The organism is Sphingomonas sp. (assembly GCF_013816785.1).
Taxonomy (GTDB): Bacteria; Pseudomonadota; Alphaproteobacteria; order Sphingomonadales; family Sphingomonadaceae; genus Sphingomicrobium.
Map to the genome: position 1 here is coordinate 1 of NZ_JACDDV010000086.1, position 5,284 is coordinate 5,284.

Consider the following 5,284-nt stretch of genomic DNA (forward strand, 5'->3'; position numbering starts at 1 on the left):
GAGCATAAGATGACCGCTCGAGTATCGAATGCGTATCGCTCTCCCCGCCGACTGTTGCCGAAGCGCTCCGCGCTGTTGATTTCGTGCGCGTCACTCGCCCTCGCCACTGCCCTGCTGGCGCCGCAACAGGCGCGGGCGTCGGCCGCGCCGCAAGGGGCATTCCAAGGCACCATCAGCAGCAGCTCGAATGCGTCGCAAACGGCCCTCGGCCATGGCACGGAGACGATCACAGTCACCGGCTCGAGCGCGACGATCAACTGGAACGCACGTTCGAACGTGTTTTTGCCGGTGGGCAATACGGCGACGTTTACTAGCTCGTCCGGGCTCACTGACTACACCGTTCTCAACCGGGTCGTGCCGATCGACCCGCTCGCTCCGATTCAGCTCAACGGGCACGTCATTTCGACGCTTGAAGGCTCGTCGACCATAGGCGGCAACATTTGGTTCTACAGCCCGAGCGGAATTGTCGTCGGCTCGAAGGCGGTCTTCGACGTCGGCGGATTGCTGCTGACCTCGCTCTCGCCCACGCTCAACAGCAACAGCGCCACCGGTTTCAACGCCAGCTTTTCCAAACAAACCGGCGATGGCGGTACGATCCAAATTCTCACGGGCGCCCAGATCAACGCCGTCCAGAAGAACAGCTACATCGCGCTGGTCGCACCGCGGATTGAACAGGGCGGCAACGTCCGGGTCAACGGCTCGACCGCCTACGTCGCTGGCGAAGACGTATCAATGACCATGGACCAGGGCCTGTTCGACATTCGTGTCTACACCGGCACCGATGACCCCAATGGGATCGTCCACACCGGAACTACTACGGGAGTCGCCAACGAAACGCTCGATGGCAAAAACCGCATGTATTTCATGGCGGTGCCGAAGAACCTGGCGATCACCATGCTAGTCGGCGGAACAATCGGTTATGACGCGACCACCGCCAATGTGGTCAACGGTGAAGTTGTGCTGTCGGCGGGTATCCTCGAAATAAACGACATCTCCAATCCCCCCTTTAACGCGATCCAGAATTCGAATTCGAATGTCCTTATCGACAACGCGCACTTCCTTTCGAATACTACGGTTTATGCCGAACAGCTGGCATCGGTTAACGCATCCGCTGGCGACGTCACGTTCGATGGATCCCTGTTCATGGAGTCGTATTACGGCGATGTGTCGATGATCGCCGATGGCCGGACGATCACCCTAAACGGCAGTGCGAACCTCACTACATCGCCAGTCGATTTCGCTCCGTTTTTAAATTACGATTCATATTACGTCCCGGCTGCGGATCGCCTTGCCGGCGATATCACCGTCGAAGCCAAGAATGGCGGGATGATCAACGCCCAGAGCCTGTCCCTCGATGCGACAGCCAAGGGCCAGGATAGCTATTTTTCTGGCGGTAATGGTGGCATGGGCACCGGCGGATCGATCCTGATCAGCGCGAACACCGGCGGCTCCATTACAACAGGTTCGGTTTACGCTGACGCCAGCGGCTTCGGCGGTAATCTCAAATATGATTACACCACTGCTGGAAACGGCGTCGGCGGCAGCGTTAGCATGGACGCAGTGGGCGGATCGATTACTGTCAACGGCAACGCCGATCTTTATGCCGATGGAAGCGGCGGCACATTCAACGGCGACGGCACGGCATCAAGTTACACCGGTGGTAACGGTACCGGCGGCAGTGTCGGTGTCACGGCGGGAACCAACGGCATAATCTCGATCGCGGGCACCTCGAACCTGAGCGCCGATGGGTCCGGCGGTTACGGCGCCAATGGCGGCTACGGGACCGGCGGTTCGACCAGCGTCTATGCCAATGGCGGTTCGCTCATATTCGGCGGGCCGCTTTACGCTTATTCCAATGGAATCGGTGGCTCCGGACTGAACTATGGCGGCTTTGGTTATGGCGGGAGCTCCTCGGCGACCGCGGATATCGGCGGGTCGATCGACATCTCCGGCGAAGTGTTCGTTGCGGCGCTGGCGCTCGGCGGTGACGGAGGCTTTTCGGGCGGCGACGCCACGGGCGGCACCGCGACCATCCGCGGTGATGGCGGAACGATCCATTCGGATGGGCAGATGGTCCTAACGACCCAGGCTAATGGCGGTCAAGGCACCTGCGATTGTTCCTACGGCGGCAGCGCCTATGGTGGCGTCAATCTGATTGACGTGAAGAACGGCGGATCGGTGTCGACCGATGGTTTCCTGAACTTCAATGGAGCGGCTTTCGGCGGAAATGGCGTTCGCGAGGGCGGCAATGCCTATGCGGGGTCGTCGATAATCACGATCGACAACGGTAGTGTCAGCGCAGACACGCTTGGCCAATATGCCAATGCCTGGGGTGGCGCGGGCGCCAACGGCGGAAACGCCCGGGGCGGCGTTGTCACAATGGAAATCCTGGCTGGCGGCGGAACCGTGAACATTACTGGCATTGCCGGTCTCGAAGCCGGAGGCTTTGCCGGCGCAGGCACGGTCGGGTACGAATCCAACGGCGAATCGAGCGTCGGCAACGGTGGCTACGGGGTTGGCGGCAGTGTCAATTTGACGATCGACGGCGGCGGGTCGGTGACCACCGGCGACCTCGAGCTCTCCGCGGATGGCATCGGCGGCGATGGCGGCAACAGCACCACACCAGGCAATGGCGGCAGCGGCGGCAATGGCGGTTACGGTCAGGGCGGCAATGCCACCATCTCCGTCATTTCCGGATCGCTCACTGCGGCGAACATCCAAAGCCGCGTGAATGGTCTCGGCGGCTTCGGCGGAGCTGCGGCAACTGGATCGAATGGCAATGGAGGCACCGGTGGCGGTGCCCAGGGCGGGACAGATATTTTTAACATCGGCAGCGGCGGGACGGTCAATGCGACGACCTACGCCGGTTATGGTCGAGCCTTCGGCGGCGATGGCGGAGCTGGTGTTGGCACGGGTAATGCGGGTGATGGCGGCGCAGCTGTGGGTGGGGTCTCAAGCGCGACCATCGATGGCACCGGCACGTTCGGCGGGTCGGTTACCGGCGAGGTAGATACTGGATTCGTCCTGACATCCTTCGCGCGTAGTGGCGACGGCCAGACTTCCAATAGCGCCAGTGGCGGCACGGCGACGATCGACATCAATGGAACGCTAACCACCACCGGCCTTGTAGAAGCTGCAGCTCAGGCTATCGGCGGCGCCGGGTTGCTCGCCGGAGGCAATGCCTTCGGCGGTACCGCGACCATCAACGTCTATGGCGACCTTACGGCGGCTACTCTCTTCGTCGCCGCTCGGGGCTTCGGCGGAAGCGGAGGCGACGTTGGCGGCCTTGGCAATGGCGGTTTCGCAACCTTCGAAGTCGATGGCGGCACGGCGATGATCTCCACCGCCGGCTTAGTGACGGTCGATGGCGTCGGCGGCGCTGCGACCAACCCCGGCGGCACCGGCGGTGACGGCTCAGCCGGACTCGCCCAAGTCTCTGCAAACATCGGGGGCACCGCTACCCTCAACGACCTTTCGGTACTCGCCGATGGGACCGGGGGCGCCGGCGACGTTTTAGGTAGCGGTTTCGGTAATGAGGCGTACATCCTTGCCGATGACTCGGTGATCAACCTGACTGGAACGACCACCGTTTCGGCCAGCGGCTCCGGTCAGGATAGCCGTGGCGGGAGCGCTAACATTTATGCGCAGTATGGGGCCACCATTAACGGTCAGACGGTCAACATCCTCGCCAACGCCTCGGGGCCCGGTGGAAACGGCGGCAATGCTGGGCTTAGTACTTACGGCGCAACCGTGGATATCGCCGACGCGACGATCCAGGCCAATGGTTCGGCGAATGGCGGCCACGCCGAGCTCTATTCCACCGGAATTTTTGCCAACGGTTTGCTCACCAACGGTTCGCTCACCACCGGCGCCCTGACGATGAGCGCCAATGGTGGGACCTCCGGCGGCTCGGTCTTGGTTCACGTCGATAATGGCAGCAGCGCCAACCTCGGCATTGCGACGTTGACCGCTACCGGTTCGGGAGCGGATATCTCCGTAATCGCGGGCGCTTCCTCCTCCACGGCTTCGCTTCCGGCCATCTTCAATGCCCAAAGCCTCTCGATTATATCGGACGGCTCGATTTCGCTCAGGACTTATGCGGGCAGCGATATTAATGTCTCAGGTGACCTGACTGCGACCGGCGGAACCATATCGCTCGTCGATGATGGTCTCGGCGGCCAGATCATGGCCGACAATCTCAACCTAACCGGTAGTGATATTTCCGGTAACGGCAATTTGTCCGCGACCAACGTTACGCTCGCTTCGACAGGGAATATCGATCTTTCGGGAACCATCGTTGCAAGCAACGACGTCAACCTGACCGCGGCCGGCTTCACCGCCGTTCACGACGTCAATGCGCTGACTGCCGAATTCACCGCTGGGTCGACCGCCAATTTCTATGGCACCGTGTCCGCGCCCACGATTACCGTTACGTCGAACGACCTCAACGTCGTCAGTGGCGCTTTTCTCGGGGTGTTTGGTATCACCAATCTTCTGACGCTTAATTCGACCAATGCGGATGGGCTGTATGTCGGCATGCAGCCAGACGTCTTCACGGGCTACGGCCTCGACGAGCAGGGCGAACTTCAGGCCGCCAACATTGTTGTCAACTCCTTGCCTGGCTGCGTCGAATGCATTGCACCAAACATCTTTCTCGGAACGTTTTCGATCGACGGCACCGACGGTTCCAACGCCGGCGTCAGTTCGGTCACTTTCAACACGACTGGCTCGATCCTCGTCGGTGGACTGGTCAATTACTTCAATGCCGCCGCAACCGACTCCCTGACCCTTAACGCTGGTCAGAATATCGAGATCAACACCGACAGCGGGGGGATCAGCATGACGAACGCCGTCATGGCCTTGTCCGGTCAACTCGCGCTCAATGCCAACAATATCTGGGTCGCCTCCGGGTTGATATTGGGCGAGCTTGAAGTGGATCCGAATTACGTGGGACGCGCTACCGATCTCGCCTCCAACAGTGGCACGTCTAACCCGGATGGCTTTGTCAAAGCGGGAAGCGTGAACGCCGGGATCGGAAGCACATTTTTCGTCCAGAATAGCGGTCTCACGACCGACATGGGCGGGATCACCGTCGGTGACGGCGGACTGACCCTCAACAGCACTGGGACAGGACCAGCGGCAGTCGATATCTACGGCCGCCAAATCGCCTCCAACGGCACGACCACGACCGGCGACGCATTTGTCGGCACCGTCCAGGCTGGTGGCCCTGGCGGCTACACCTCCGATTCGACGATCAACGATTGCCCGTTGGCTGGCTGCGCAC

The 5,284-nt window shown here is 60.9% G+C and carries 1 protein-coding gene; it reads left to right on the plus strand.

Annotated features, from left to right (window positions below; translation table 11 throughout):
- Positions 1–54: 54 nt before the first annotated feature.
- The coding region (locus H0W65_RS12015) for a hypothetical protein (RefSeq protein WP_294007888.1) at positions 55–5,284 on the plus strand (5,230 nt) is incomplete at its 3' end.